At 64.6% G+C, this 26,962-nt stretch carries 22 protein-coding genes; 12 read left to right on the forward strand and 10 right to left on the reverse strand.

All coding sequences use genetic code 11. From position 1 onward, the window contains the following. Positions 1-7: 7 nt before the first annotated feature. Positions 8-922 carry a polyprenyl synthetase family protein gene (locus BMX61_RS00980; RefSeq protein ID WP_075627304.1) on the reverse strand — a complete coding sequence of 305 codons (915 nt, stop codon included), beginning with the start codon at positions 920-922 and terminating at the stop codon, positions 8-10. A gap of 412 nt (positions 923-1,334) precedes the next feature. On the opposite strand from BMX61_RS00980, the gene mtgA reads away from it, so the two are divergent. From mtgA to rpmF, 3 genes are all read left to right on the forward strand, one after another. Further along, positions 1,335-2,042 carry a monofunctional biosynthetic peptidoglycan transglycosylase gene (mtgA, locus tag BMX61_RS00985; RefSeq protein ID WP_092742218.1) on the forward strand — a complete coding sequence of 236 codons (708 nt, stop codon included), beginning with the start codon at positions 1,335-1,337 and terminating at the stop codon, positions 2,040-2,042. 85 nt (positions 2,043-2,127) lie between these two features. Continuing rightward, positions 2,128-2,775, forward strand: coding sequence for a glutathione S-transferase family protein (locus BMX61_RS00990; protein ID WP_075627303.1), 648 nt, complete (start codon positions 2,128-2,130; stop codon positions 2,773-2,775). A 178-nt stretch (positions 2,776-2,953) separates the two neighbouring features. Continuing rightward, a complete protein-coding gene (gene rpmF / locus BMX61_RS00995) occupies positions 2,954-3,139 on the forward strand; it encodes a 50S ribosomal protein L32 (RefSeq protein WP_056323739.1) in 186 nt (61 codons plus the stop codon). A gap of 389 nt (positions 3,140-3,528) precedes the next feature. Here the strand turns inward: rpmF and BMX61_RS01000 are convergent, their stop codons facing one another. Then, a complete protein-coding gene (locus BMX61_RS01000; protein WP_075627302.1) occupies positions 3,529-3,960 on the reverse strand; it encodes a hypothetical protein in 432 nt (143 codons plus the stop codon). On the opposite strand from BMX61_RS01000, the gene BMX61_RS01005 reads away from it, so the two are divergent. Continuing rightward, positions 3,959-4,711 carry an EAL domain-containing protein gene (locus tag BMX61_RS01005; RefSeq protein ID WP_075627301.1) on the forward strand — a complete coding sequence of 251 codons (753 nt, stop codon included), beginning with the start codon at positions 3,959-3,961 and terminating at the stop codon, positions 4,709-4,711. The two genes, BMX61_RS01000 and BMX61_RS01005, sit on opposite strands and share 2 nt — an antisense overlap. 90 nt (positions 4,712-4,801) lie before the next feature. On the opposite strand, the gene BMX61_RS01010 is transcribed toward BMX61_RS01005, so the two are convergent. The 4 genes from BMX61_RS01010 to BMX61_RS01025 all read right to left on the reverse strand — a co-directional run bounded on the left by BMX61_RS01010 (position 4,802) and on the right by BMX61_RS01025 (position 9,196). Continuing rightward, positions 4,802-6,319: a tripartite tricarboxylate transporter permease gene (locus BMX61_RS01010; protein ID WP_075627300.1), complete on the reverse strand. Its 1,518-nt coding sequence runs from the start codon at positions 6,317-6,319 to the stop codon at positions 4,802-4,804. A 113-nt stretch (positions 6,320-6,432) separates the two neighbouring features. Next, positions 6,433-6,924 carry a tripartite tricarboxylate transporter TctB family protein gene (locus BMX61_RS01015; protein WP_075627299.1) on the reverse strand — a complete coding sequence of 164 codons (492 nt, stop codon included), beginning with the start codon at positions 6,922-6,924 and terminating at the stop codon, positions 6,433-6,435. Beyond that, on the reverse strand, positions 6,921-7,850 hold the full coding sequence (locus tag BMX61_RS01020; protein WP_407703728.1) for a Bug family tripartite tricarboxylate transporter substrate binding protein: 930 nt from the start codon (positions 7,848-7,850) through the stop codon (positions 6,921-6,923). Before BMX61_RS01020 ends, BMX61_RS01015 begins: the two co-directional genes overlap by 4 nt. 281 nt (positions 7,851-8,131) lie before the next feature. Next, complete coding sequence (locus BMX61_RS01025; RefSeq protein ID WP_075627297.1) at positions 8,132-9,196, reverse strand: ABC transporter substrate-binding protein; 1,065 nt, start codon at positions 9,194-9,196, stop codon at positions 8,132-8,134. Between the two features lie 181 nt (positions 9,197-9,377). On the opposite strand from BMX61_RS01025, the gene BMX61_RS01030 reads away from it, so the two are divergent. From BMX61_RS01030 to BMX61_RS01045, 4 genes are all read left to right on the forward strand, one after another. After that, entirely contained in the window at positions 9,378-10,055 is a 678-nt protein-coding gene (locus tag BMX61_RS01030) for a response regulator (RefSeq protein WP_075627296.1), read from the forward strand. A gap of 10 nt (positions 10,056-10,065) precedes the next feature. Continuing rightward, on the forward strand, positions 10,066-11,499 hold the full coding sequence (locus BMX61_RS01035; RefSeq protein WP_083639395.1) for a sensor histidine kinase: 1,434 nt from the start codon (positions 10,066-10,068) through the stop codon (positions 11,497-11,499). Positions 11,500-11,779: 280 nt separating this feature from the next. After that, positions 11,780-13,243, forward strand: a complete 1,464-nt coding sequence (locus BMX61_RS01040) for an NAD-dependent succinate-semialdehyde dehydrogenase (RefSeq protein ID WP_075627295.1) — start codon at positions 11,780-11,782, stop codon at positions 13,241-13,243. A gap of 138 nt (positions 13,244-13,381) precedes the next feature. Next, positions 13,382-14,170, forward strand: coding sequence for a GNAT family N-acetyltransferase (locus BMX61_RS01045; protein ID WP_075627294.1), 789 nt, complete (start codon positions 13,382-13,384; stop codon positions 14,168-14,170). Positions 14,171-14,179: 9 nt separating this feature from the next. Here the strand turns inward: BMX61_RS01045 and BMX61_RS01050 are convergent, their stop codons facing one another. Together BMX61_RS01050 and BMX61_RS01055 are read right to left on the reverse strand one after the other, a co-directional pair. After that, on the reverse strand, positions 14,180-15,685 hold the full coding sequence (locus BMX61_RS01050) for a UdgX family uracil-DNA binding protein (protein WP_075627489.1): 1,506 nt from the start codon (positions 15,683-15,685) through the stop codon (positions 14,180-14,182). A gap of 47 nt (positions 15,686-15,732) precedes the next feature. Further along, entirely contained in the window at positions 15,733-16,974 is a 1,242-nt protein-coding gene (locus tag BMX61_RS01055) for a putative DNA modification/repair radical SAM protein (RefSeq protein ID WP_075627293.1), read from the reverse strand. 142 nt (positions 16,975-17,116) lie between these two features. On the opposite strand from BMX61_RS01055, the gene BMX61_RS01060 reads away from it, so the two are divergent. From BMX61_RS01060 to BMX61_RS01075, 4 genes are all read left to right on the forward strand, one after another. Continuing rightward, a complete protein-coding gene (locus tag BMX61_RS01060) occupies positions 17,117-17,677 on the forward strand; it encodes a type 1 glutamine amidotransferase domain-containing protein (RefSeq protein WP_075627292.1) in 561 nt (186 codons plus the stop codon). Positions 17,678-17,721: 44 nt separating this feature from the next. Further along, positions 17,722-18,228, forward strand: coding sequence for a pyridoxamine 5'-phosphate oxidase family protein (locus BMX61_RS01065; RefSeq protein ID WP_075627291.1), 507 nt, complete (start codon positions 17,722-17,724; stop codon positions 18,226-18,228). Positions 18,229-18,397: 169 nt separating this feature from the next. After that, positions 18,398-20,719, forward strand: a complete 2,322-nt coding sequence (locus BMX61_RS01070) for an FdhF/YdeP family oxidoreductase (protein ID WP_075627290.1) — start codon at positions 18,398-18,400, stop codon at positions 20,717-20,719. Positions 20,720-20,865: 146 nt separating this feature from the next. Beyond that, on the forward strand, positions 20,866-22,743 hold the full coding sequence (locus tag BMX61_RS01075) for a methyl-accepting chemotaxis protein (protein WP_075627289.1): 1,878 nt from the start codon (positions 20,866-20,868) through the stop codon (positions 22,741-22,743). Here the strand turns inward: BMX61_RS01075 and cysG are convergent, their stop codons facing one another. Both cysG and BMX61_RS01085 read right to left on the reverse strand, forming a co-directional pair. Further along, the gene (cysG, locus tag BMX61_RS01080; RefSeq protein WP_075627288.1) at positions 22,744-24,252 is read right to left on the reverse strand and encodes a siroheme synthase CysG; all 1,509 of its coding nucleotides are present in this window, start codon (positions 24,250-24,252) and stop codon (positions 22,744-22,746) included. It lies immediately after the preceding gene. Next, positions 24,224-26,878 (reverse strand): nitrate reductase, encoded by a 2,655-nt coding sequence (locus BMX61_RS01085; protein ID WP_075627287.1) that lies wholly within the window; start codon positions 26,876-26,878, stop codon positions 24,224-24,226. Before BMX61_RS01085 ends, cysG begins: the two co-directional genes overlap by 29 nt. Between the last annotated feature and the right edge of the window lie 84 nt (positions 26,879-26,962).

Consider the following 26,962-nt stretch of genomic DNA (forward strand, 5'->3'; position numbering starts at 1 on the left):
CTTGCGTTCAGCTCTTGCGATTGGCCACGAAGCGCGCGGCCGCCTTCAGCTTTTCGCCCCTGTCGCCAAAGGCAGACAACAGGGATTCGGCTTCGGCCACCAGCCGGGCCAGCTCGTCCCGCGCCCAGTTAACTCCGCGCAGGCCGACCAGCGTGCCCTTGCCCCGTCCTTCGTCCTTGCCGGTCGCCTTGCCGAGGCTGGCGGCATCCGAGGTGATGTCGAGCAGATCGTCGGCGATCTGGAAGGCGCGACCGATCACCTCGCCATAGCGGCGCAGGCTGGCGCGCGTCGATTGGTCGCTGCCGGCAATCAGCGCGCCGGCTTCGCAGGCAAAACGGATCAGTGCGCCTGTCTTCATTGCCTGCAAGGTTACGATCCCTGCCTCATCCGGCGGCGTGATTTCGGCCGCAAGGTCCAAAGCCTGGCCGCCCGCCATGCCGCCGATGCCGGCGGCACGGGCGAGCGCGCAGACCAGGCTTGCCCTGGCATCGCCCGATAGCGGTGTTTCGGGCGCGGCGGCAATGTCGAAGGCCAGTGTCAGCAGGCTGTCGCCAGCGAGGATCGCGGTCGCCTCGTCATAGGCGATGTGGACGGTCGGCTTGCCCCGGCGCAGGTCGTCGTCGTCCATGGCCGGCAGATCGTCATGGACCAGCGAATAGCAGTGAATGCATTCCAGCGCCGCCGCGATGCGCAAGGCGGCTTGAGGATCGCCGCCGCACAGCCGCGCGCTTTCCAGAACCAGATACGGGCGCATCCGCTTGCCGCCGTTCAGGACCCCATGGCGCATCGCGTTTAAGAGCCGGTCGGGACGGGCAATCTCATCCACACGGCAAACAGGGGAAAGAAGGCCTTCCAGACAGGTCTCCACCGCTTGCGCGGCGCTTGCGAGATCATCGAGGAAGAGACGGTCGGACTCGGTCATGCCGGCTCTTTGGCATGGGCGGATGCGGCTGGCAAGATAGGGTCGAGGACCGTCTCGCCTCAGCCTGCGCCCGATGCTGGGGCCAGGCCTGCCGCCAAAGGTTTTCGGCTTTCGGCTTCCTCTGCGACGCTGCGCCTTCTGCATGGCTTTCGCCTGATGGTGCTGCCCCGTCATGCCCGCCTGGGGCAGGCTGCGACCTGGTTTTATGCGGCTTACGGAGGAAAGCCGGCACTTTCGCCTTGTCTTCGGCCGAATTCCAGTTGACGGAGAGGGAATGGGTGCGGATTGGCTTTGCGCTGGCGGCGTCGGGCGGCATAGTCTCTCCGAACGGCGCCGTGGGAGGCGGCAGGCGTGAGGGACGAACGGCTTGGAGACGATGCCGGAACGGCAGGACGAAAAGAAGGAGGAGCCCATGGCGCAGACCGGCGCGGGTCGCTCATCCTGGCTGGGACGTTCCTGGCGGCGTATCGCTCTGGTCTTGCTGGCGCTGCTCCTTGCGCCTTATGTGCTCATTCTTCTCTATGCGCCGGGCTTTGTTCATCCGGTTTCGACACTGATGCTGCGCGACGTGGTTCTGCGGGGCGGCTATGAGCGACAATGGATGCCCTTCGAGACGATCTCGCCGCATCTGGTGCGCTCGGTGATGATGTCGGAAGATGGGCAGTTCTGCGCCCATAATGGCGTGGACTGGGTGCAGATGCGTGGTGTCGTGCAGGATGCGCTCGATGGCGAAGCGACGCGTGGCGCCTCCACCATCTCCATGCAGACGGTGAAGAACCTGTTTCTCTGGAATGGCCGATTCTTCGTGCGCAAGGCGCTGGAACTGCCGCTCGCCCTTGCCGCCGATTTCGTCTGGTCTAAGCGGCGGGTCATGGAAGTCTATCTCAACATCGCCGAATGGGGCCCCGGCATCTATGGCGCGGAGGCTGCCGCCCGCCATCATTTCGGCGTTTCGGCCGCCAATCTCAGCCGCCGGCAGGCGGCCCTTCTGGCGGTTGCCCTGCCCAATCCCTTCGACCGCAATCCCGGTAAGCCCGGACGCGGATTGAAGCGGCTGGCAAGCCTGATCGAACGGCGCGCCGGCGCATCTGGCGATTACATCACCTGTCTTTATCCCTAGCATGAGGCCTTTTCATTGGCGGCCCAGCACGCCCTCGGTCTAGGGTCGCGCATCCTTTCCGCTTGCCCGCACGGAGCCGCCCCGCATGCCTGATCTGCTTCTCTATATCGGCAACCAAAACTATTCATCCTGGTCGCTGCGGCCCTGGCTGGCGCTCACGGCCGCCGGTATTGCCTTTCGCCACGAGGTCATTCCCTTCGATTTTCCGGCCGGCAATCCCGCCATTAAGGCGGTCTCGCCGTCCGGCCGGGTGCCGCTTCTCGTCGATGGCGATTTGAAGATCTGGGAATCGCTTGCCATCATCGAATATGCCCATGAGCTCTATCCCGATGCCGGTGTCTGGCCGAAGGATCGGGCAGCGCGCGCCGATGCCCGGGCGATTTCCGCGGAGATGGTGTCGAGCTTCCATGCGCTGCGCAATGCCTGCCCGATGAACATCCGTCGCCCCGTCCGGCCGATTGCGCTGCCGGATGGCGTGAAGGACAATGTCGCGCGTATCGAGGCGCTCTGGCACGAGCGGCTCGACCGCTTTGGCGGGCCCTTTCTCTATGGCGCCTTCAGCGCGGCCGATGCAATGTATGCGCCTGTGGTCAACCGCTTCGAGATTTACGCGCTGACGGATCATCCCAGGACACTAGCCTATATGGAGGCGGTCAAGGCACATCCGGCCTTTGCCAAGTGGCGGGAGGCGGCGCTGGCCGAAAGCTGGATCGTCCCGGAAGACGAGGCCTGAAAAGCGCGTTCGTCATTCGGCGGAACGCGCCTGCTAGGTTCAAAAAAAACCTGTGGGGACTGGTCAAGCAGGGCCGTTGCATGTATAAGCCGCCCACTTTCGACGATTGGCATCTGTTTCGATAGGCCCGGCTTGCGCGGCTGCGAACGGTGTTTGCCCCGACATTTGGAGTTTTGAAATGGCTGTACCGAAAAGAAAAACGAGCCCGTCCAAGCGTGGCATGCGCCGCTCCGCCGATGCGCTGAAGTCTCCGACCTATATCGAAGACAAGAACTCCGGCGAACTGCGTCGTCCGCACCACATTGACCTGAAGACCGGCATGTATCGTGGCCGCCAGGTTCTGACCCCGAAGACGAGCGCCTGATCGCTCTCTCGAGGATCTGATTGCAAGAGGCCGGTGCGCAAGCGCCGGCCTTTTTCGTTATGGGCTGTCGCATCGTCAGCGCTGAGAGGGCCGGCCGGAAATAGAGGGGATGGCTTGGGATCGATGGGAGCGGACCCGGCGCCGCCGCACCAGGTCCGCTCAGCGCTGCCGGCTGAAAGGGAAAAGCCAAGCTGCGCGGGGGCTGAATGCGCAGCGCGGGATGCCCGCCAAGGATCAGGCCATTCCCGCGTTTTCAGCGCATTCCCCTCTTCAACAACGGGGCTTAGGGACAGTTCCAGAGCGGATGTGCCGAAATCTTGCCGGATATCCGGCTGTCGGACCCATCCTCCCCCCTTGCCGATGCAGGACAGGCGGCACTGCGGCCCGCTTTATTGAGACTGTTGAATGGCGTGGGGCGAAGGCTGTGTCTGATCTGCGCTGCTGTCGCGATTCATGTTGCCGGGACTGCGCATGGCCAGCATGGCCACAATGACGACGGCAGCCAGGATGAGGATGATGAAAAGAGGGCGACGAGCCATGAGAACGCTCCAATCGAGGAAGGGCTCCACCTCCAACCATCGCTTCCCCTCAAGGTTCCCGCAGCCTTGCGCGGCCAGGAGCAGCGCTCCGTCCTTCTTTCGTACGGTGGAAGACGGTTCGATCGATGCGGGCGATTGTGGAAGGGTCTGTTCATACGCGTGGTTTATCTTCTCCGTGCAGAAAGATGGTTCATGCCTTGAGCCTTCGGCAAAGACCGTGGGGTTCCACGGTCTGGATGGTCCAGCCGATGTGGACAGGCTCTTGAGGGATCGCATTTTCATGGCACAAGCTTGTCTGGGCTGCCGGGATGGCGCCGCATTCGCCCACCCCTTTTCCATGGCTTTCCAACCGATCGTCGATCGCCGCTCTGGCCGCATCTTTGCGCATGAGGCACTGGTGCGCGGCATTGGCGGCGAGGGTGCGGGCAGCGTGCTGTCGCAAGTCTCCGACGAGATGCGCTACGCCTTCGACCAGCAGTGCCGCGTCAAGGCCATTGAACTGGCCGCAGCGCTGTTCGACCAGACCGAGAAACCCTATCTGTCGATCAATTTCATGCCGCGCGCCGTCTACGAGCCGCGCGCCTGCATCCGCCTGACGCTGGCCACGGCCCAGCGCACCGGCTTTCCGCTCGACCGGATCATTTTCGAATTCACGGAGAACGAGCAGCTCGACACGGCCCATGTGCTCGGCATTCTCAAGACCTACCGGGAAATCGGCTTCAAGACGGCAATCGACGATTTCGGCGCCGGCTATGCCGGGCTCAATCTTCTCAGCCGCTTCCAGCCCGATATCGTCAAGCTCGACATGGAGCTGATCCGGAACATCGATACCGATCGGGTGCGCCAGATCATGGTCGGCAAGATGGTCGAGATGCTGCATGCGCTGAAGGTCGAGGTCGTCTGCGAGGGTGTCGAGACCTTCGCCGAATATCGCGCACTTGCCGATCTCGACGTGGACTATATCCAGGGCTATGCCATCGCCCGGCCAAGTTTCGAGGCGCTCTCCCTCGTGACCCTTCCCCTGGCGGCATGAGCGGCCGGCTTTATTGACGTCTCCGTCTGGACACGACAAAGCGCGCAAGGCATGGCCCTGCGCGCTTTGGGTCGTTTGCAGCCGTTCCGCTCAGTCTTCGCTGGCGGCGAGCTGGGAAAGCACCTGGCCCTTGCCGCGGGCGCGCAGCACCGCCGGCACGATCAGGGCGAGCGCGGCAATTGTGAGCAGCACGGCGGCGATCGGCGAGGTGAAGAGCACGCTCGGATCGCCCTGGCTGATGGCGAGCGCCCGGCGCAGCTGCTGTTCGGCCAGCGGCCCAAGGATCAGGCCGACGACGACGGGCGCGATCGGATAGCCGAAGACCCGCATGAGATAGCCCATCAGGCCGAAGGCCAGCAGCATGCCGAGCTCGAAGACGGACGGATTGGCGCCGATGGTGCCGAGCGTGGCGAAGGTGAGGATGCCGGCATAGAGCCAGGGACGGGGAATGGTCAGAAGCTTCACCCAGAGCCCGACCAGCGGCAGGTTCAGGACCAGCAGCATGAAATTGGCGATCAGCAGCGAGGCGATCAGGCCCCAGACGAGCTGCGGATTGGTGGCGAAGAGCAGCGGGCCAGGCTGCAGGCCATATTGCTGGAAGCCGGCCAGCATGATCGCCGCCGTCGCCGTGGTCGGCAGGCCCAGCGTCAAGAGCGGCACCAGCGTGCCGGCGGCCGAGGCATTGTTGGCGGCCTCGGGTCCGGCCACGCCTTCGATGGCGCCATGGCCGAATTCCTCCGGATGCTTGGTCAGTCGCTTCTCGGTCGCATAGGAAAGGAAGGTGCCGATTTCCGCACCGCCGGCCGGCATGGCGCCGATCGGAAACCCGATCACGGTGCCGCGCAGCCAGGGCTTCCAGGAGCGGGCCCAATCCTGCGCTGTCATCCAGACGGAGCCGCGCACGGCCTCGACCTTTTCCGGCCCCTGATCGCCTTGCGCGGCGATGTAGAGCGTTTCGCCGATGGCGAACATGGCCACGGCCAGCGTCGTCACCTCCACGCCGTCGAGCAGGTCCGGCACGCCGAAGCTCATGCGCGTCTGGCCGGTCAGCTGGTCGATGCCGATGATGGCGAGCGCGAAGCCGAGGAAGAGCGAGGTCAAGCCCCGCAGCGTCGAGTCGCCGAAGGCGGAGGAGACCGTGACGAAGGCGAGCACCATCAGCGCGAAATATTCGCGCGGGCCGAAAACCAGCGCCAGCTTGACGATAGCAGGCGCGATGAAGGCCAGGCCTATGGTGGCGATCAGGCCGGCGACGAAGGAGCCGATGGCGGCGGTGGCGAGCGCCGGCCCGCCGCGCCCGGCCCGCGCCATCTTGTTGCCCTCCAGCGCCGTGACGATGGACGAACTTTCGCCCGGCGTGTTGAGAAGGATGGAGGTGGTCGAGCCGCCATACATGCCGCCATAATAAATGCCGGCGAACATGATCAGCGAGCCGCCGGGATCCAGCCGATAGGTGACCGGCAGCAACAGTGCGACGGTGAGCGCCGGGCCGATGCCGGGCAGGACGCCGACGGCAGTGCCAAGCGTCACGCCGATCAGCGCATAGACAAGGTTCATCGGCTGCATGGCGACCAAAAGGCCCTGCAGGAGGAATTCGAAGGTGCTCATCGCCCAAAACCCTCACAGCGCGCGGCCTTGCGCCTTGAAGGCGGCCGGCGCGACAGACAGTAAGAAGAGAAAATTGGGCCGGCGGAATAGGTTCGCTCCACCGGCCAGAGCCGTTACCGGCGCAGGAGATGCTCCAGCGGCCCCGCCGGCAGCGAAAGCTGCAGCAGACCGGCGAAGAGCAACCAGATCGCCAGACAGAGCACGATGCCAAGCGGAATGGTGATGTACAGCTTGCGCTTGCCGAAGGCGGCGGCCGTCATGGCGAAAAGCAGGCCGGTGGCGATCGAAAAGCCGAGCGTCTTCAGGCACAGCATCTGCAGGACCAGCCCGCCGACCACCCAGGCCGCAGGCGCGATCTGCTGGCGCTCGCGCGCCGGGAAATCGCCGGCTCTTGCGGCAATCGCCGTCCAGACCGCCAGGCCGAGCAGACAGGTGGCGATGACGATCGGGATGGTCGCAGGGCCAATGCGCGAATAGTTCGCAACAGCCGTCAGCCGCGACGCATCCCAGAAGATCAGCGCCGCCAAGGCCGCCAGGAAGATGGCGATGCCGAAGGCGGCTTTATCCGCCTTCGGCCGCGTGGAGGAGGGGACGCCCCGGCTCATTGCACCAGGCCGATGTCTTTGAGCACGGTTTCGGTGGCGGCGATGTCCTTGTCGAGCTGGGCCTTGAAGGCATCACCGGCCAGATAGGTGTCCTGCCAGCCCTTGGTCTTCAGCACCTCTGCCCATTGCGGCGACTTGACGAGCTTTTCGATATCGGCGCTGACGGCAGCCTTCTGCTCGGCCGACAGCCCAGGGGCGGCCGCGACCATGCGCCAGTTCTGCACGGCGATGTCGAGGCCGGCTTCCTTCAAGGTCGGCGCATCGACGCCGGGCAGGCGCTCGGCCGAGGAGACCGCCAGGAGCCTCAGCGTACCGGACTTGATCTGCGATTCGAACTCGCCATAGCCGGAAATGCCGGCGGTGACCTGCGCGCCGAGAATGGCCGCCAGTGCCTCGCCGCCGCCGGAAAAGGCGATGTAGTTGATGGCCTTGGGATCGACGCCGGCCGCCTTGGCGATCAGCCCGGCCATGATGTGGTCGGTGCCGCCGGCCGAGCCGCCTCCCCACGAGACCGAGCCCGGGTCCTTCTTCAGTGCGGCCACGAGATCGGCCATGTTCTGGATCGGTGATGAGGCGGGGACGACGATGGCCTCATATTCGCCCGTCAGGCGGGCAATCGGCTCGACGTCGCGCAGCGTCACCGGCGAATGATTGGTGAGGATGGCGCCGACCATGACATAGCCGCCGACCAGCAGCGTGTTCGGATTGCCATTGCCCTGGCTGGCGAACTGCGCAAGGCCGATGGTGCCGCCGGCGCCAGGCACGTTCTGCACCTGGACATTGCCGGAAATGCCGGCCTGCTGCATGACCGTCTGCATCGAGCGGGCCGTCTGGTCCCAGCCGCCGCCCGGATTGGCCGGCGCGACGATCGTATAATCGGCGGCAAAGGCGGGGAAAGCGAGCACGGCGCTCAGGACAGTCGTCATCAGAAAATGCTTCACGGGGATGCTCCTCCATCGGCTTTCCGTCAAAGCTCTGCGTGAGCCTGCGGCTGCCTGCGTTTCAATCGATTGAAGCGGGAGAGGAGCCTCAAGTCCGGTGCCGCTTCATAAGGCGCCGGTCTTCAGCACGTGGCATCTCCTCCCTGCCGTCCCGTCCGCCGCCTCCACGGCAGTCGAGAGCTGCAAGGCACCACAGGAAGCTGACATTTACCTGACATAAACCAATGGAGAGCGCTCGAAGGCCAATTTGCGGGGCATAAGCGCGATTATTGCAGGCGCAGCATCTCGTTCCAGCGCGCAATGACCCGCGCGCGCTTGACCTGATCGAGATAGACGACCAAGCCGGGGCTGACTGGGACAGGGCGAAGCTGGCGGGCAAGCGTGCCGGAAAACACGTCGCTGCCGTCACCAGGCGCGGGCACCGTGCCATTGACGGCGGGCGCATGCAGTTCGCGCGCCATGATCGCCTGGCCGGGCGCCGACATGAAGAAGGCCAGGTAGCGCTTGCCGAGATCCGGCCGGCCGGCGGCCTGCGGCACCAGGCCGATGCGCGACATGACCACCGTATAGTCCTTCGGCAGGACGATGCCGACCTCGGGATGGCGCGAGGCCCACTCGGCCGCGTAGGAGCCAAGGATGTTATAGCCGATGACGAAGCGCCCATCGGTGATGCGCTCCAGGATCGCCGTGCTGGTGGAGTAGAGCTTTACCCCCGCTTTGCCCATGGCATGGATCACCGACCAGATATCGCCGAACTGCTCCTGGTCGCGCGCCATGAAGAGGAAGCCGACGCCGGAGCGCTCGATGTCATAGGTGCCGATGCGGCCGAAGACCGCCTCGCCCTGGCGCTGGAGATAGGCGACCAGTTCCGAGCGGCTGGCCGGTGGCGGCTCGCTGGCGAAGCTCGGCTTGTGATAGACGAAGACGGCGGGTTCGAAGGTCAGCGCATAGGCCGTATTGCGCCAGTTGGCCCAGCCCGGCCAGCTCGCGCTGAGCGGCAGCTCGCTCGCCTGGGCATAGCCGTCATTGGCGAGCTTCACCTGCAGATCCATGGCCGAGGAAAAGGCAAAGTCTGCTGTCTTGCCGCCGGCGTCGGTCTCGCGCACGATGCGATCATAGATCTCGCCCGTCAGCATGTCCTCGTACTGCACGGCCACATCCGGGTTGGCAGCCTGGAAGCCTCGGATCATCGGTTCGGCCAGACCTTCGTCCAATGAGGAATAGATGGTCAGCAAGGGCGCATCCTTGCGGCCATCGGCAGAAGGAAACAGGATGGGAGCGGCCGCCGCCGGGCCGGACAAGAGCAGGAAAAGGGCGGCAACGCGGAGCATGGCGTCATTCTGCCCGAGCCTGGGCGCCGTCACAAGGGGTGCAGGCGCGGCGGCGGGTATGGTCATGCAAGCGGGATCGCGGCATGTCGCATTGGTTTCGCCTTTGGGTTCCCTCCGCTATAACACATGCGGAACTGCATCCGCAGCATAGGCGTGGAGAGGCCCGGGAGGGAAAGATACGGTGCGCATTCTCCTGGTGGAGGACAACAGGGCGCTGTCGGAGGGGCTGTCAGCCATCCTGCGCGGCTCCGGCTATGCGGTCGACATCGTCGCCGATGGGCTTTCCGCCGATGCGGCGGCAGCGGCCGAAAGCTTCGACCTGATCATCCTCGACCTGACCCTGCCGGAGATGGACGGGCTCGACGTCTTGAAATCCCTGCGCGCCCGGCAGAACAAGGCGGCGGTGATGATTCTGACGGCACGCGGCAGCGCCGAGGAAAAGGTGCGCGGCCTCGATCTCGGTGCCGACGATTACATGATCAAGCCCTTCGATATCGGCGAGTTCGAGGCGCGGGTTCGCATGCTGCTTCGCCGCCAGGCCGGGCTGAAGACCTCCAGCATCGCCTATGGCGCCGTTGCCTTCGACATGATCTCGCGCAGCTTCTTCGCCGAGGGCGCGCCGCTCGACATTCCCGCCCGCGAGGTCGGCCTTCTTGAAATGCTGTTCATGCGGGCGGGCAAGGTGGTGCCGAAGGAGGCGATCATGCAGTCACTCGCCGCTTTCGATGACGACCTTAGCGCCAATGCTATCGAGCAATATGTTAGCCGGCTCAGGAAACGCCTTTCGCCGCACGGATTGACGGTGAAGACGGCGCGCGGCATCGGCTATTATCTTGCCAAGACCAGCGAGGCGCCATGAGCAGCATTCCATGAGCGAGACGGTTGGCGGAGACCAGCGGGCGGGACGGGCGCAGGCCGGGCTTCGGCGGCCCTATTCGCTGCGCCGCCGGTTGCTCGGCGGGCTGTTGATGGCGACCTTGGCGATCGGCGTGGCGGCGCTGGCCGATACCTATAGCGAGGCCGTGAAGACCGCCACCACCGTCTCCGACCGTGTGCTGGCCGGCTCGGCGCTCGCTATTGCCGATCGCGTCGTGGTGGCCGAGGACGGCACGCTGGATGTCGACGTGCCTTATGTCGCGCTGGAAATGCTGACCTCAGCGGCGCAGGACCGGGTGTTCTATCGCGTCGAAGGGCCGCCTGGCCATTTCATCACCGGCTATGAGACGCTGCCCTCCGTCGGCGATATGGCGGGTCGCAGTGCCGTCTATGCCGATGCGGAATTTCGCGGCGAACCGATCCGGCTTGCGGCGCTGGAGCGTTCGGCCTCGACGGGGGTCTCATCCGTGCCTTTCGTGGTGACCGTAGCGGAAACGACGATCGCCCGGCGGCAATTGGCGGAGACGCTGCTGCTCCGCTCGGCCATCCGCCTTGGCCTGACCATCCTTGCGGCGGCGGGCATCGTCTGGCTCGCCGTCGTCGTTTCGCTCGGGCCGCTCACTCGCTTGTCGGAGGCCATCGGCGCGCGCAGCCCGGACGATCTGCAGCCGATCGACCCGGTGGTGCCACGCGAGATCCGCCGTCTGGTGGATACGGTCAATGGCTTCATGGTGCGGCTGAAGGCGGCGCTGGATGCATTGCGCCGCTTCAACGGCAATGCCAGTCATCAGCTGCGCACGCCGCTCGCCATCGTGCGCACCCAGCTGGCGCTGGCCGCGCGGGCGCAGGATCTTGAGGAGGCCAAGATGGCGGCGGCCCGTGCCGATGCCGCTGTCGCCCATGCCGAGCGCATTCTTGCGCAGCTGCTGCTGCTCGCCAAGATCGACGCTGCCGGCTCGGAAATGCCGCCCCGTCTCTCGCCCGTCGATCTCTCGCGGCTTGCCCAGGAGCTGACGGCCGAGCATGTGCCGCGCGCAGGCCAGGCCGGCATCGATCTCGGCTTCGAAGAGGAAGCGCCGGCGACGCTCCTCGCCGAGCCGATCCTGCTGGGCGAGCTTCTGCGCAATCTCGTGGAAAATGCCCTGGCCTATGCCGGACCGGGCGCGGAGGTGACGGTGCGCGTCGGCCAGGCCGAAGGCGGCGTCTTCCTGGATGTCGAGGACAATGGGCCGGGCATCGCGCCCGAACGGCTGGCCAGCTTGCGTCAGCGCTTCGTGCGCGGCAGCGAGGAGGCGCCGGGTCTCGGCCTCGGCCTGTCGATCGTCGAGGAGATCGCCGCCCGCTTTTCAGGTCGGCTGTCGCTCAACCCTGGCAGCCATGGACAGGGCCTGCGGGCACGGGTGCTTTTTGCGTCGCCTCCGGCTTAGTGCCGTACCATCCATCACCCCGTTGAATTGTCAGCATCACAAGTTTTCGTTGGGCGCGCGCAGCCAAAAGGATTAGGCCAGCGGCAAAGCTTGGATGGCCTGCGGCAGCAGGGCTGCAGGCGGCGCTTGTGTCGATGCAGGCCCGGTGTTTCGAGAGCGACGGTGCCGCAACGCATTAGATTTCAGCGCTTGGCTTGACGCTTGCGGCTTTCCGGCTTCCCGCCCGCCTGCAGGCCGCCTTATCGCATGACAGGCGGTCGTTTCGCCTGGAGACCAAACCATGTCCGTGACCGCGGCGCTTACGTCCCACCTCAAAGATCCGTCTCTGATCACCGATGCTCTCGCCGCGCTTCCTGAAAGCTCAGCACAATTCGAGGTCTTCGATCCTGCCACTGGGGCGCTTCTGGCCACGCTGCCGGATATGGGCGCAGCCGGGGCGCAAGCCGCCGTCGACCGGGCGTCGCAAGCGCAAGGAGCTTGGGCGGGAGAGACGGCGGGTGCGCGCAGCCGGATCCTGCGCCGCTGGTACGAGCTGATCCTGGCTCATGCCGACGATCTCGCTGCGATCCTGACGGCGGAGATGGGCAAGCCGCTTGCCGAATCCGCCTCTGAAGTGGCCCATGCGGCCGCTTACGTCGAATGGTATGCGGAGGAGGCCAAGCGGATCTATGGCGAGACCTTCCCGGCGCCCGGCAATGACCGGCGCATGCTGGTGATCAAGCAGCCTGTCGGCGTTACGGGGACGATCACGCCCTGGAATTTCCCCGCCTCGATGGTGGCGCGCAAGGTCTCGCCGGCGCTCGCCGTTGGCTGCACCACCGTGCTCAAGCCGGCCGAGCAGACGCCGCTGGTGGCGCTGGCCCTGCATGCCCTGGCCCGTCAGGCCGGCTTTCCGGACGGAGTCTTCAATCTGGTTCTGTCTTCGCAGGGGGAGCCGGTTGGCCGGGTGCTCTGCGCCCATCCAAAGGTGCGCAAGATCTCCTTCACCGGCTCGACCGAGGTGGGGCGGCATCTGATGCGCCAATGCGCCGACCAGATCAAGAAGATGAGCCTGGAGCTTGGCGGCCACGCGCCCTTTATCGTCTTTGCCGATGCCGATCTCGACGCCGCCGTCGATGGCGCGATCCAGGCCAAGTTCCGCAACGGCGGCCAGACCTGTGTCTCCGCCAACCGGCTGTTCGTGGAAGCGCCAGTCTATGACGCCTTTGTCGAGCGCTTCGCCGAAGCGACCCGGCGGCTCAAGGTCGGCAATGGCTTCGACGCCGGCACAGCCATCGGCCCGCTGATCGACCGCGCCGCCTTCGAAAAGGTGTCCGCCCATGTGGATGAAGCCCTGGCCGACGGCGCGAGGCTGATGACTGGCGGCGGGCGGATCGGCGAGAGCGGCACCCTCTATGCGCCGACCGTGTTGAGCGAGGTGACCGCGTCCATGCGGGTGGCGCGCGAGGAAACCTTCGGCCCCGTCGCCCCGATCCTGCGTTTCGAGGATCCGGCCGAGGTGGTTTCCATGGCCAACGACACGGAATACGGCCTGGCCGCCTATTTCTATGCCACCGAGCTGAAGAAGGTCTGGCGCGTGGCCGAGGCGCTCGATTACGGCATGGTCGGCATCAACACCGGCCGTATGTCCTCCGAAGCCGCTCCCTTCGGCGGCGTCAAGCAATCCGGCATGGGCCGCGAGGGGTCGCGCCATGGGGCGGAGGAATATCTCGACATGAAATATCTCTGCATGGGGAATATTTAAGGAAGCGCGCCAGCAGAGCCGTTGTCGCCCGCTTTCATCACGCGCGCTGATCGATCCGCCGTTTTATTCGATTGGACAGCCATGCAATGTCCGATCAACCTGTCGCTAAGAGTTTATCTCGGCAGGAAAGGCTTCAGCATGGCGCTCGATCGTGCCGCGCTGATGGCGGAGCTCGAAAAGAATCCGCTTGGCAACATCGTCCTGCTCAAACATCTGACGTTGTTTCCCGATCACGCAGTCTGCCATCATGCCATCGAGGACGGGAAAAACGGCTTTCTCGTTGCCCTGAATGCGCAGGCAAGCCCCTATGATCGCGAAACCTATCCGGCTGCCCGATCGGTGATCTTGATCGGCAGCGACGGGCCTGAGTCGACACGGGCGCTGCTCCGTCACGTGCCGACACAAGGCAGCATCGTCTTCAAGCTGACGAGCCCTTGGGATCGGGACGTGGTGGCCGCGCGCTTTCCGCTGGAGCCCAAGGTCGTTTTCCATTCTTTCACCGCCGAAGTGCCGTTCACGCGCGACGGTGATGTCGTGGTCGGCGTCGAGCCGGTGTCTGGGGTTCTCGATCTTCTGGCGGCGCAGGGCCATGACCGGACCTGGGTACGGGAGGTGCTGTCTTCCGGTCAGGCCTTCACCTGCTCGCTCTGGCAAGCGGGCACGGCAATCTCCGCCTGTTTCGCCTTTCAAAATCATGGGCGTGTCTGGGAAGTTGGCGGTGTCTACACGCTCGAGGCTCATCGCGGTCGTGGGCTTGCGGCCAAGGTGGTGCGCGCGGCGCATGCGGTTCTGGTCGAGCGCGGCCTTCTCTCGCGCTATCACGTGCAGGCCGGCAATGCCGCCTCTCTCGCCCTGGCCCGGAAGATCGGCTTACAGCGCTTCCTGACGCTGTCGCATTATCTTCACCGGCCGCAGCGATCGACCTGACACGGCCGGTCACAGCCTTGCCTGCGCCTCTTTCACCGCTGTGAGATCCTCGCGGAAGCGGGCGATTTCCTCCTGGCGGCGGGTCTCGTCCGGCAGGCGCAGGAGATAGGAGGGGTGGACGGTGGTATAGAGCCTCTGTCCCTCACCGAGATCGGTGAAGCGGCCGCGATAGTCGCCGAGCTTTTCGGCATGGTTCATCACCGAGGTCAGGGCCGTCGCGCCCATGGCGACGACCAGCTTCGGCTTGACGATGGCGAGCTCGCCCGTCAGCCACCAGCGACACTGGCGGATTTCGCCTGTATTGGGCGTCTTGTGCAGCCGCCGTTTGCCGCGCGGCTCATATTTGAAATGCTTGACCGCATTGGTCACATAGAGCCCGTCCCGCTCCAGCCCGGCTTCCTCGGCGATCCTGTCGAACATGCGGCCAGCCGGCCCGATAAAAGGACGTCCGGCCAGATCTTCCTGGTCGCCCGGCTGTTCGCCCACCACCATGACCCGGGCGTCCTCGGGACCCTCGCCGAAGACGGTTTGCGTCGCGTTGCAATGGAGGGGACAGCGTGTGCAGCCAGCCGCCGCCGCGCGCAGCGCTTCGATCGTGCCTTCGGGCGGGCGGTCCCCCTCGGTGACGTTTTCACGCGCCTTGCGGCTGGCGCCCGCGTGAAAGGCGGGGGGATGGGTCGGCGCGCGCGCCGCCATGTCCCTGACCCGCGCTTCTGCGCTGGATATCAGTTCCGGGATCAACTCCGCCTCGGGCAGGTTCTTCCAGTATTTCTTCGGCATCTCCGCTTGCATCGCCTTGATCTTCAGCCGCGCGGGATTGAAAATATTGCGGAAATAGGTCCGCCATAGCGCGTCGGCATCATCCTTCAGAGACAGCCGGCTCACCGTTTCATGTGAATCATAGGTGACGCTCAGCCGCGCGCCATTCCAGGCGGCTGTGCCCTTCGGCGTGGCGATGATCCAGTCCATGTCGTTGAAGCGCCGCTCGAAGAAGGGGGCGGTGCGGGCAACGATGTAATGATCCGGCTCGAACCAGGCGAAGAACCGCCGTCTTGCACCGAGAGAACCCGCCTCCTCCTCGGGAAGTTCCTTGAAGCGCACGAAGGCGGTCATCTTATGGGCGTCGCGGCGCACGGATTTGGCGAGCGCCAGCGCATGCGACACTTCGGGATCGGAGACGTCGTCCAAGAGCGCCCGCTCAGTCCGCAGCCGCCAGAGCAGGCGGTAAAGCAGATCGAAACGGCTGGGATCGGAATGGCAGAGCACAGTCTCGGCGAGCGTTAGGAAGCCGCGTGGTACGGAGAAGCCCACCGCGCCTGAAGATGGCGCGGCGACGGTCGGAAAGCTTGGCGCGGCAAGATCCGGCATGCTCTCTGCCCCCGCGAACAGATCGATGTCCTCACGCTGGCTGCGCCAGTCGACCGCCTGGGGCGGGACCGCGCGTGCCAGAAGATCGCGCGCGGCATCGCGCCATTCCTCCAGGGCGCCGACGCCATCGAGCGTGATACAGGTCATGGAATGGGCCATGCGGTCAGCCTTGTTCGAGGGATGACCCGGAAATGTCACAGAAGCGAAAGCTGTTCCGGCTTGGGCTCGAACAGGCTTTTCAAGTCCGGCCGATCGATCAGCCGATGCGGCGTCCAGCCTTCCGCGACGATAAAGCTCTTCACCTTCTTCACCGAGACGTGCAGGCGCGCGAGATCATCCAGCCCGAGGCGGCGCAGGCGCCGGGCGGAGAGGATCGATTTTACCGCCTTGGTGCCGAAGCCCGGCACGCGCAGCAGCATCTCTTTATCCGCCTGGTTGACATCGACAGGGAAGCGCTCGCGATGGGCCAGCGCCCAGGCAAGCTTCGGATCGAGGCTGAGGTCCAGCATGCCGTCGGGCCGGCGTTCCAGAAGCTCGCGCATCTCGAAACCATAGAAGCGATAGAGCCAGTCGGCCTGGTAGAGCCGGTGCTCGCGCATCAAGGGCGGCTTGACCAGGGGCAGGGCGCGAGAGGCATCGGGAATCGGGCTGAAGGCAGAGTAATAGACGCGGCGCAGGCCGTAGCTGCCATAGAGACGGGCGCTGGTGGAGAGAATCGTGCCGTCATCGGCTTGATCGGCGCCGACGATCATCTGCGTGCTCTGCCCGGCCGGGGCAAAGCGCTTGCGGCTCTTGGTCTTCAAGGTCGGCTCGCCCGCCTCCTCGATCAGAAGGCGGACATTGCCCATGGATTTGCGGATTTCGGCCGGCCGCTTCTCCGGCGCATAGGCTGCAATGCCCGTATCCGTCGGCAGTTCGATATTGATCGAGAGACGGTCGGCATAAAGCCCGGCCTCCTCGATCAGGGCCGGTGAGGCCTCCGGAATGGTCTTCAGATGGATATAGCCGCGGAAGGAATGGGTGGTGCGCAATTCCCGGGCGATGCGCACCATCTCCTCCATCGTATAGTCCGAAGAACGGATGATGCCGGAGGACAGGAACAGGCCCTCGATATAGTTGCGCCGGTAGAATTCCAGCGTCAGCCACACGACCTCCTCGACGCTGAAGCGGGCGCGCTCGACATTGCTTGACGAGCGATTGATGCAATAGGCGCAATCGAAGATGCAGAAATTCGTCATCAGGATCTTCAGGAGCGAAATGCAGCGCCCATCCGGCGCGTAGGCATGGCAGATGCCCGAGCCCTCTGTCGATCCGAGGCCGCCGACCCCGCCGGGTCCACCCGCGTGACGCTTTGCCGTTCCGCTCGAGGCGCAGGACGCATCGTATTTCGCGGCGTCCGAAAGGATCGCCAGCCGTTCGTTCAGCGACTTCTTCATGATTGTTCATCATATGTTCTATTTGACTGACCGTCAAGGCTGCGCTGGCGGGCAAGCGGCATGCTTCCTTTTTTGGAACGAAATCCGGAGGGCGCCGTTGTCTGGGCGAACCGTTCGACACCGAATTCAAAGAGGTTAGACGATGCCTTCGATCAATTCCGCCAAGATCCTGATTCTCGCAACTGATGGCTACGAGCGATCCGAACTGCGCGTTCCCCTGGAAAAGCTGAAAGAGCGGGGCGCCGATGTGAAGATCGCGTCGCTCAAGGCCGACCCGATCAAAAGCTGGGATGAAAAGGACTGGGGCGACACGGTCAATGTCGACCTTGAAACCAAGAATGTGAAAATCGACGAATTTGATGCGCTGGTCCTGCCGGGCGGCCAGATCAATCCCGATATCCTGCGCAAGGATGAAACGGCCGTGCAGATCGTGCGCGATTTCGTGGCCTCTGGCAAGGTCGTCGCCGCCATCTGCCATGGTCCCTGGCTGCTGGTGGAAGCCGATGCGCTGAAGGGCCGCAAGGTCACATCCTACCCCTCGATCAAGACCGATGTGAAGAATGCCGGTGGTGTCTGGGAAGATGCACCCGTGGTCACCGACCAGGGCATCATCACCTCGCGCAAGCCCGACGATCTCGATGCTTTTGTCGACAAGATCGTCGAGGAGGTCGAGGAAGGCCGCCACGACCGCCGCGCCGCCTGACGCGCACCCGATGATGCTGATCTGACACGAGAGGGAGAATGACGATGGTTGACCTGACCAAGACCCGTAACGATCCGCTTCAGCAGCTCTGGGACGTTGTCGAGAACATCCATGCCGGCATGCTCGGCGTGGAGGACTCGCATCAGCACATGCAGCCCATGGCCCCCTTCATCGAGAAGGAAACCAATTCGATCTGGTTCTATACCAAGGCCGATACGGATCTGGTCCAGGCCGTTCGCACGGGTGACCGCGCCCATTTCTGCGTGATCGGCAAGGACCACGACTATCACGCCTGCCTGGCCGGCCCAATCGATGAGGAGCTGTCGCGCGAGCATGTCGACAAGTTCTGGTCGCCGCTGGTGGCCGCTTGGTACGACGAGAATGGCAAGGACGATCCGCTTCTGACCATGCTGCGCCTGCGCATCGAGGATGTTTCGATCTGGGCTTCCACCGGCAGCTCGGTGCGGTTCGGCTGGGAGATCGCCAAGGCCAATCTCACCAACAAGGAGCCGGATGTCGGCGTCCACACGCAGCTGACGTTGCCGCATTAAAAGATTGGGCCATGCTGGTTCTTCACCGGCGTGGCCGTGTCCTTCGACCCCGGTTCGACACGCATCCGCCTTCGGATGCTAGGCGCAGCCGGGGTTTTGGCGTCCGACATCGCCGCCACGCCCGATATCCGCCGTTTCCCACCTGCCGCCGTTGAAAAGGTTCAGATCCATGACGCAACCTCCGAGCAAGGAACCGGGTCCCGAGATCGAGCCCTATCGCGGTCCGGCCGGGGGCTGGGGGTCTGTCACTTCGCTGGTGCGTCAGGCCAAGCGGGCAAAGCGGCCGGCAAGCGTGATGCCGGGCCTGGCCCAGCAGAACAAGCCGCATGGCTTTGCCTGCGTCAGCTGCGCCTGGGCCAAGCCCGCCGATCCGCATCCGGCGGAATTCTGGGAAAACGGCGCCAAGGCGACTTTCTGGGAGCTGACCTCGGACCGCGCCACCCCGGACTTCTTTGCCCAGCATACGCTGGAAGAGCTGAAGACCTTCGACGATTACGAGCTGGAAATGACCGGCCGGCTGACGCATCCCATGCGCTACGACCGGGTCACCGATCGCTATGTTCCAGTCGATTGGGATGAGGCCTTTGCCGAGATCGGGCGCGAGCTGGCGGCGGTCAGGCAGGAGGATCCGAAGACGGCGATCTTCTACGCCTCGGGCCGGGCCTCGCTCGAAACCTCTTATATGTACGCGCTGTTCGCCCGGCTCTACGGCAACAACAACCTGCCCGACAGCTCGAACATGTGCCATGAATCCACATCCGTCGCGCTGCCGGAGGTGATCGGCGTGCCTGTCGGCACGGTGCGGCTGCCGGATTTCGATCAGGCGGATGCGCTGTTCTTCTTTGGCCAGAATCCGGGCGTCAACTCGCCCCGCCTGCTGCATCCGCTTCAGGAGGCCGTTCGCCGCGGCGCCACCATCGTCACCTTCAATCCCTTGCGCGAGCGCGGCCTGGAGCGGTTTACCAATCCGCAGAGCCCGGTAGAGATGGTCACCCGCCACGAGACGGTGATTTCAAGCCAATATCATCAGGTCAAGGCCGGCGGCGATATCGCGGCACTGGCCGGTCTCTGCAAGGCGGTGCTGGCGGCTGACGATGCCTCGATGGCCAAGAGCACGGGCGGCGTGCTCGACCGCGCCTTCATCACCGAGCACTGTCATGGCTTCGAGGACTTCCGCGCCTTCATCCAGAGCACCGCCTGGGACGCGATCGAAAAAGAATCCGGGCTGACGCGCACGGCGCTCGAAAGCGCAGCGCGGGTCTATTGCCGAGCCAAGGCCGTGATCGGCATTTATGGAATGGGTCTCACCCAGCATAAGCGCGGGGTCGAAACCATTCAGATGCTGACCAATTTCCTGTTCCTGCGCGGCAATATCGGCCGACCCGGCGCGGGCGTCTGTCCCGTGCGCGGCCATTCCAATGTGCAGGGTCAGCGCACGGTCGGTATTTCGGAAAAGACCAAGCTGGTGCCGCTTGACCGGCTGGCCGAGCAATATGGCTTCGAGCCGCCGCGCGAGGACGGGCTGACGACGGTCGATGCCTGCGAGGCGATCATCGGCGGCCATATCAAGGCCTTTGTCGGGCTCGGCGGCAATTTCCTGCGTGCCGTGCCGGAGACGGAGGCGATGGAGGCGGCCTGGCCGCGCATGCGGCTGACGGTGCAGATCGCCACCAAGCTCAACCGCAGCCATCTCATCAATGGCGAAGTGGCCTATCTCCTGCCTTGCCTGGGGCGCACCGAAGTGGACCGACAGGAAAGCGGGCCGCAGGCGGTGACGATCGAGGACAGCACCTCCTGCATCCACGGCTCCAAGGGTTTCCACGCCCCGGCCAGCGAGCATCTTCTGTCCGAGCCGCGCATCGTCGCCGGCATCGCCAAGGCGACCCTGCCGGCCAATGCGAATGTCCCATGGGATGCCTGGACGGCCGATTATGCGCGTATCCGCGATGCGATCGAAGCCACCTATCCCAAGATCTTCACCGACTTCAACAAGCGCATGTGGACACCGGGTGGCTTCGACAAGCCGCTCCCAGCGCGCGAGCGCCGCTTCGAGACGGAGACCGGCAAAGCCAATTTCAAGGTGCCGTCAGCGCTATCGGCAAGCTTTGCGGAGGATGGCCCCGATATTCTGCGACTGATGACGCTGCGCTCCAACGGCCAGTTCAACACGACCATCTACGAATATACCGACCGGTTCCGCGGCGTGGACGGAACCCGAAAGGTCCTCTTTCTCAATGAGAAGGACATCGCTCGGTTTGGCCTGTCGGATGGTCAGCGCGTCACATTGGAGACGGCGGTGGACGATGGCGTCACCCGGCGCGTCGCCGATCTTCGCGTGACCGCCTACAACATTCCGGAGGGCTGCTGCGCCGGATATTATCCTGAATGCAATCCGCTCATCCCGCTTTGGCAACATGCCGAGCGCAGCAAGGTGCCGGCGGCAAAATCCATTCCCGTGCGCATTCTGGCTGGGGGATCGACCGAGCCCTAAGGCTAAGGCACACGCCGGAAAGACAGCAGGCAATGAACGTATGACGCGTGTCCAAATGTTTAAGTTTACTTACAATTATTAACTGCGTCCTAACTTTGCATTGCTAGATGTTGCGGTGAGCGTTCCTCAGGATCAGGCAATCATTCATGGCCCTCTTCAATTCCAAGACGCAGGCGAAGCTCGCGGCTGTTGAAAAATCGCATGCCGTCATCGAATTTTCCCTCGATGGCATCATTCAGAGCGCGAACGAAAATTTCCTGAACGTGATGGGCTATACGATCGAGGAGATCCGTGGCCAGCATCATCGCCTCTTCGTCGATCCGCAAGATGCGGCTTCGCCCGACTATGCGGCCTTTTGGGCCAAGATGAGCCGTGGCGAATTTGACCAGCGGCAATATCGGCGCCTGGGCAAAGGCGGCCGTGAAATCTGGATCGAGGCCTCCTACAATCCGGTGATCGTCAACGGCAAGCCGGTCAGCGTCATCAAATTCGCGACCGATATCACGGCGCAGAAGCTGAAGGCGGCCGAGGATGCGGGCAAGCTCAATGCAATCTCCCGGGCCCAAGCGGTGATCGAGTTCACGCCCACGGGTGAAATCCTCACCGCCAACGAGAATTTTCTCCAGGCGCTCGGCTACAGCCTGTCGGAGATCCAAGGCCGGCACCATGCCATGTTCTGCCCTCCATCCCTGGCCGATTCGCCGGAGTACCGCCGCTTCTGGGAAAGCCTGCGGGCCGGGGAGTTCGTCTCCAGCGAAGTGGAGCGGATTGGCAAGGGTGGGCGCAAGGTCTTCATTCAGGCGACCTACAATCCGATCTTCGACATGAATGGCCAAGTCTTCAAGGTGGTCAAATATGCCACCGACGTTACGCCGCGCGTGCAGAATGTCGAGATTCTGCGCCAGGCGCTGCGGATGCTGTCGGATGGCGATCTGACCCAGCGCATAGACCACAGCTTCACACCGCAGCTGGAAAGCCTGCGGGTCGACTTCAACGAGGCGATCGCCAAGCTCGGCGAGACGCTGACGGCGGTTGGCGAAAATGCGCAGGCGATTGCCGCGAGCTCGGAGCAGATCCGTGCCGCCGCCAACGATCTTGCCCATCGCAACGAGCAGCAGACCATTTCGGTGGATCAGACCGCCTCCGCGCTGGCGGATATTTCGCAGACGGTGCGCAATTCGACGCGCCGCGCCGAAGAGGCCGGCCGTCTTGTCGCGGAAACGCGCAGCCATGCCGAGCAGTCGGGCACGGTGGTGCGTCGCGCCATCGGCGCGATGGACCAGATCGAAAGCTCCTCGCGCGAGATTTCCAACATCATCGGCGTGATCGACGAGATTGCTTTCCAGACCAATCTTCTGGCGCTGAATGCCGGCGTGGAAGCGGCCCGCGCCGGCGATCTCGGCAAGGGCTTTGCCGTCGTCGCCCAAGAGGTGCGGGCGCTGGCGCAGCGCTCCGCCCAGGCAGCCAAGGAGATCAAGGGCCTGATCGAAACGTCGAGTGTTCATGTCGCCAATGGCGTGTCGCTCGTCGGCGAAACCGGCACGGCCCTTGAGCGGATCGTCGCGCAGGTTCAGGACATCAACGGCAATGTCGAGGCCGTAGTCGAAGCGGCCCGGGCGCAGACCGTCTCGCTCGATGAGATCAACCAAGCGGTCGGCCAGCTGGACCAAGGCACGCAGCAGAATGCGGCCATGGCCGAGCAGTCGAATGCCGCCAGCCATGATCTCGCTCGCGAAGCCAGCAGCCTGTTCGAGCAGATCGGCCAGTTCCGCACCGGCAGCTCGGGCTGGTCGCCTGCGGGCAGCCGTTCGCAAGCCTTACCGTTGCACAAGCCACCTGTCGTCAAGTCACAGGTTGCAAAGCCTCCTGTGGCGAAGGCACCTGTCGTCAGGTCGGCCTCCGCCGCCGCTTCTGGCTCTGAAACCCTGCACAAGCCGGAAGCGACGCTTGGGCCGAAGCGTGTGCCGAGGACGGCAGGCGGATCCGCCGGTGTTGCCATTGCGGCGGATTGGGAAGAATTCTGATCAGGCGGTGCGGCGCAGACTGGCCTCAGGATGCGCGGCGCCTGATGTGTCGATGTCACGCTTTGCTTCGGCAAAGGCGGCGCCGATGCCAATCAGAACCGGCTCGTCCACGCCGATGGCCGCCATGGCGCCAGGCATATCAGCAAGCTCGCCGATCCAGCGCTGCTCCGTCTCACGCGTGACCGCGCGCATGATGACGGCAGGTGTACCGCCGGACATGCCTTTCTCCATCAGCCGTTCGGCAATCGCGCCTGCCGTGCGACCACCCATGTAATAGACCGTGCTGGTGGTGGGATCGGCCAGACCGCTCCAATCGAGCGTATCGGGCAGCACGCCTTTTCGCGAATGGCCGGTGACGAAGCGCACGGATTGGGCATGGTCGCGATGGGTCAGCGACACCTTCAGCCGCGAGGCCATGGCGCTTGCCGCCGTAATGCCGGGCACGACCTCCACCGCGATGCCCTCGCGCTGGAGACGGGCAATCTCCTCGCCGGCGCGGCCGAAGATCATGGGGTCGCCGGATTTCAGCCGCACCACATGCTTACCCGCCTTGGCGAAGCGCACCATCAGATCGTTGATGTCCTCCTGCCGGCAGCTTTCCCGCCCGCCGCGCTTGCCCACCAGCATGCGCTTGGCCTCGCGCCGGGCAAGCTCCAGCACCTCGGCGGAGACGAGATCGTCGAACAGGATGATATCGGCCGATTGCAGGGCGCGCATGGCCTTCAGCGTCAGAAGCTCGGCATCGCCGGGGCCGGCACCGACGAGCGTCACGCGGCCGGCCGCATCTGCCGGGCCCGTGGCCTGGAGATCTTCGGCCAGCCGCGCGACGGCCTCCTCCCGGGAGGTCGGTGCGGGTGTGAAGGCGCGGTCCACGACGCGCTCCCAGAAGCGCCGGCGGGCCGGACCGGGCTGCAGCTTTTCGGCCACGGCGTCGCGCATGGCCCGCGCCGCCTCGCCCCAGCTTTTCAAGCCCGGCGGCAGCAGCGTTTCGATGCGCTGGCGGATGGCCTGGGCGAGGATCGGGGCCGCACCATCGGTGGAGATGGAGACGACCACGGGGGAACGGTTGACGATCGAGCCGAACTGGAAGCTGCAATGATCCGGCTTGTCGATCACATTCACCGGCACGCCGGCTGCGCGGGCGGCACAGGCGAAGGCTTGGCCTTCATCCTCGGTTTCGCAATCCGCAAGAGCCAGGGCTGCGCCAGGAAAGATGCCGACATGCCAGGGATGGGCGTGGTGGATCAGGCGGGCATCGCCCGCGCCATCGAAAGCCATCAGCTCGGCCATAGCCTCGCCCATCTCTTCGGCCGGGCAATAGAGGTTCACCTGCGCACCGCAGGCAAGCAGAAGCTCGGCCTTCCAGGCGGCGCCGTCGCCGCCGCCGGCGAGCACCACACGGCGCCCTTCCAGACCGATGAAAACAGGCAGTTTGGCCAGCGGCGCCATCCGCGCCGGGCGCGCCTTTGATGCGTGGACCTCACTCGGCGGCAGCGGCATGACAGGCATGGAGGATCCCCTTGATCTCGGAGCGGCAGGAGCCGCAATTGGTTCCAGCATTCAGGCAGGCGCCGATCGCCTCGACGCTGTCAGCACCGGCGCGAATGGCGGCGGTGATCTGGTTGACGCCGACGGAGAGGCAGGCGCAAACGGTGGCGCCGGGATCGGCGCGACCGGCATCCGGCCGACCGGCGATAACGGCGAGCCTTGTCTTCATGTCGCCATGGGCGAGACCGAGCTGGGCCAGCGCGAAACTGCGGGCGACGGCCACCGGTTCGCGGGCGAGATAGACGGCGGCCAGAAGTCTTTCGCCGGCAAAGAAAGCCAGGCGGACGTCGCCGCTGGTGGCATCGAGATAACCGATTGGCTCGCAGGCCGGATCGAGCCCGAGCCTGTCGCGGCACCAGCCGGTCCAGTCTTCGGGCGCTTCATCGAGCGCGAATTCCAGTCGCCAGCCATGCTCCGCCTTGCCGAGCGCCCAATAGGCGCAATCAAGGCCGACAGGCTTCTCCCTGAGAACGGCAAAGCCATAGGCGGAGGCTTTGAAGGGCCGGGCGCGCACGGCCACATTTTTGGAGGCCGGCTGGCCGGAATGGGGATCGGTCAGGCCGGGGATCAGCGCGCCGATGCGCGCTTCGGCCGCGAAGCCGTCATTCCAATGCATCGGCGCAAACAGCGCGCCTTCCGCCTGGCGGGGCGTGACCAGCGCGCGCAGGATGACGCGGCCGAGCGGGCTTTCCACCGCGACCAGGGCGGCATCCTCGATACCGAGAGCGGCGGCATCGCGCGGATGGATCTCGCAAAAGGGCTCGGCGATATGGGAGGAGAGGCGCGCGCTCTTTCCCGTGCGGGTCATCGTGTGCCAATGGTCGCGGATGCGGCCGCTGTTGAGGATGAGCGGGAAATCGGCCGTGCGGCGCTCGACCACGCTGGGAGAGACGGCCACGAAGCGGGCCTTGCCATCGGCATGGTAGAAGCGGCCATCGGCAAAGAAGCGCGCCTGCGTGCTGCCGTCCTGGCGCTGCGGCCATTGGAAGGGCGTCATGGCCTGATAATCGTCTCCACCTCGGCGGCTCCAGGCGCCGATGTCGAAATCGCGGGCGCCCTCGTTTTCGAAAGCCGAAAGCGCGGCATGCTCGGCAAAGATCTCGGCCGGGCTCTGATAGGGGAAGGCCTCGCCATAGCCAAGCCTCCTGGCCACCTCGGCGATCTGCCACCAGTCCGCTTGCGCCTCGCCCGGTGCGGGCAGGAAGGCGCGCTGGCGGGAGATCCGCCGTTCGGAATTGGTCACTGTGCCGTCCTTCTCGCCCCAGCCGAGCGCCGGCAGCAGCACATCGGCCTCGCGGGCGGTGTCCGTGCTCCCGCTCATGTCGGAGACAACTGTGAAGGGGCAGGTGCGGAGCGCCTGGCGCACGAGGTCGGCCTCGGGCAGCGATACCACCGGATTGGTGGCCATGATCCACAGCGCCTTGATCTTGCCGTCAGCCGCCGCACGGAAGAGATCGACCGCCTTCAGCCCCGCGTGATCGGCAATCACGGGCGCTTTCCAGAAGCGTTGCACGCGGTCCCGGTCCTCGGGGTTTTCGAGCGCCATATGGGCCGCCAGCATATTGGCGAGACCGCCGACCTCGCGCCCGCCCATGGCATTTGGCTGGCCGGTCAGCGAGAACGGCCCCATGCCCGGTCTGCCGATGCGCCCTGTCGCCAGATGGCAATTGAGGATGGCATTGACCTTGTCGGTGCCGGCCGAGGATTGATTGACGCCCTGGCTGTAGCAGGTGACGACCTTCTCGGTGTCGGCAAAAAGGCGGAAGAAGGCGTCGGTCTCGCTCGCCGTCAGGCCGGTGAGCGCCTGAAGCTCGGCGTCGTCAAGCGCCAGCGCCTCGGCCAGCGCTGCATGGAAGCCTCGAGTATGGGCGGCAATATAGGTGCGGTCGAGCGCGTCATGGGCCGCCAGATGTCTGAGCAGGCCGAGGAAGAGCGCGACATCGCCATCGGCGCGGATTGACAGATGCAGATCGGCGATCTCGGCGGTCATGGTCCGGCGGGGGTCGATCACCACCACCTTCATTTCGGGCCGCGCCGCCTTGGCCGCCGCCAGCCGCTGGAAGAGCACCGGATGGCACCAGGCGAGGTTGGAGCCGGTCAGCACCACGAGATCGGCAAGCTCCAGATCCTCATAGGTGCCCGGCACCGTATCCGCTCCGAAGGCACGGCGATGGCCGGCCACCGAAGACGACATGCAGAGCCGCGAATTGGTGTCGATATTGGCCGAGCCGATGAAGCCCTTCATCAGCTTGTTGGCGACGTAGTAGTCTTCGGTCAGGCATTGGCCGGAAACATAAAAGGCCACCGCATCCGGCCCATGCTCGGCAATCGCCGTCCGAAAACGGTCGGCCACCAGATCCAGCGCGTCATCCCAGGAGGCGCGCCGGCCGCCGATTTCCGGGTGTAGCAGCCGGTCGTCGAGATCCACGGTTTCGCCGAGTGCGGAGCCCTTGGAACAGAGCCGGCCGAAATTGGCGGGATGATCCGGATCGCCCTTGACGGAAACCCGGCCATCGGCCTCACGGCGGGCAATGACGCCGCAGCCGGTGCCGCAATAGGGGCAGGTGGTCTTGGTTTCAACGGCCATGGCGGAGCTTTCTCCGGCAGACCGGGATCGCGGATGGAACGGGCTGGGCTTGCTGAAGCGACTGGAAATGCGTATTTAAATACG

The sequence above is a fragment of the Xaviernesmea oryzae genome (assembly GCF_900109605.1).
Taxonomy (GTDB): Bacteria; Pseudomonadota; Alphaproteobacteria; order Rhizobiales; family Rhizobiaceae; genus Xaviernesmea; species Xaviernesmea oryzae.

What these genes read in the sequence shown, in the direction of transcription:
- BMX61_RS00980 (WP_075627304.1), bottom strand. Translation starts at nt 922, where the DNA reads ATGACCGAGTCCGACCGTCTCTTCCTCGATGATCTCGCAAGCGCCGCG.
- mtgA (WP_092742218.1), top strand. Translation starts at nt 1,335, where the DNA reads ATGGCGCAGACCGGCGCGGGTCGCTCATCCTGGCTGGGACGTTCCTGG.
- BMX61_RS00990 (WP_075627303.1), top strand. Translation starts at nt 2,128, where the DNA reads ATGCCTGATCTGCTTCTCTATATCGGCAACCAAAACTATTCATCCTGG.
- rpmF (WP_056323739.1), top strand. Translation starts at nt 2,954, where the DNA reads ATGGCTGTACCGAAAAGAAAAACGAGCCCGTCCAAGCGTGGCATGCGC.
- BMX61_RS01005 (WP_075627301.1), top strand. Translation starts at nt 3,959, where the DNA reads ATGGCACAAGCTTGTCTGGGCTGCCGGGATGGCGCCGCATTCGCCCAC.
- BMX61_RS01000 (WP_075627302.1), bottom strand. Translation starts at nt 3,960, where the DNA reads ATGAAAATGCGATCCCTCAAGAGCCTGTCCACATCGGCTGGACCATCC.
- BMX61_RS01010 (WP_075627300.1), bottom strand. Translation starts at nt 6,319, where the DNA reads ATGAGCACCTTCGAATTCCTCCTGCAGGGCCTTTTGGTCGCCATGCAG.
- BMX61_RS01015 (WP_075627299.1), bottom strand. Translation starts at nt 6,924, where the DNA reads ATGAGCCGGGGCGTCCCCTCCTCCACGCGGCCGAAGGCGGATAAAGCC.
- BMX61_RS01020 (WP_407703728.1), bottom strand. Translation starts at nt 7,850, where the DNA reads ATGACGACTGTCCTGAGCGCCGTGCTCGCTTTCCCCGCCTTTGCCGCC.
- BMX61_RS01025 (WP_075627297.1), bottom strand. Translation starts at nt 9,196, where the DNA reads ATGCTCCGCGTTGCCGCCCTTTTCCTGCTCTTGTCCGGCCCGGCGGCG.
- BMX61_RS01035 (WP_083639395.1), top strand. Translation starts at nt 10,066, where the DNA reads ATGAGCGAGACGGTTGGCGGAGACCAGCGGGCGGGACGGGCGCAGGCC.
- BMX61_RS01040 (WP_075627295.1), top strand. Translation starts at nt 11,780, where the DNA reads ATGTCCGTGACCGCGGCGCTTACGTCCCACCTCAAAGATCCGTCTCTG.
- BMX61_RS01045 (WP_075627294.1), top strand. Translation starts at nt 13,382, where the DNA reads ATGGCGCTCGATCGTGCCGCGCTGATGGCGGAGCTCGAAAAGAATCCG.
- BMX61_RS01050 (WP_075627489.1), bottom strand. Translation starts at nt 15,685, where the DNA reads ATGACCTGTATCACGCTCGATGGCGTCGGCGCCCTGGAGGAATGGCGC.
- BMX61_RS01055 (WP_075627293.1), bottom strand. Translation starts at nt 16,974, where the DNA reads ATGAAGAAGTCGCTGAACGAACGGCTGGCGATCCTTTCGGACGCCGCG.
- BMX61_RS01060 (WP_075627292.1), top strand. Translation starts at nt 17,117, where the DNA reads ATGCCTTCGATCAATTCCGCCAAGATCCTGATTCTCGCAACTGATGGC.
- BMX61_RS01065 (WP_075627291.1), top strand. Translation starts at nt 17,722, where the DNA reads ATGGTTGACCTGACCAAGACCCGTAACGATCCGCTTCAGCAGCTCTGG.
- BMX61_RS01070 (WP_075627290.1), top strand. Translation starts at nt 18,398, where the DNA reads ATGACGCAACCTCCGAGCAAGGAACCGGGTCCCGAGATCGAGCCCTAT.
- BMX61_RS01075 (WP_075627289.1), top strand. Translation starts at nt 20,866, where the DNA reads ATGGCCCTCTTCAATTCCAAGACGCAGGCGAAGCTCGCGGCTGTTGAA.
- cysG (WP_075627288.1), bottom strand. Translation starts at nt 24,252, where the DNA reads ATGCCTGTCATGCCGCTGCCGCCGAGTGAGGTCCACGCATCAAAGGCG.
- BMX61_RS01085 (WP_075627287.1), bottom strand. Translation starts at nt 26,878, where the DNA reads ATGGCCGTTGAAACCAAGACCACCTGCCCCTATTGCGGCACCGGCTGC.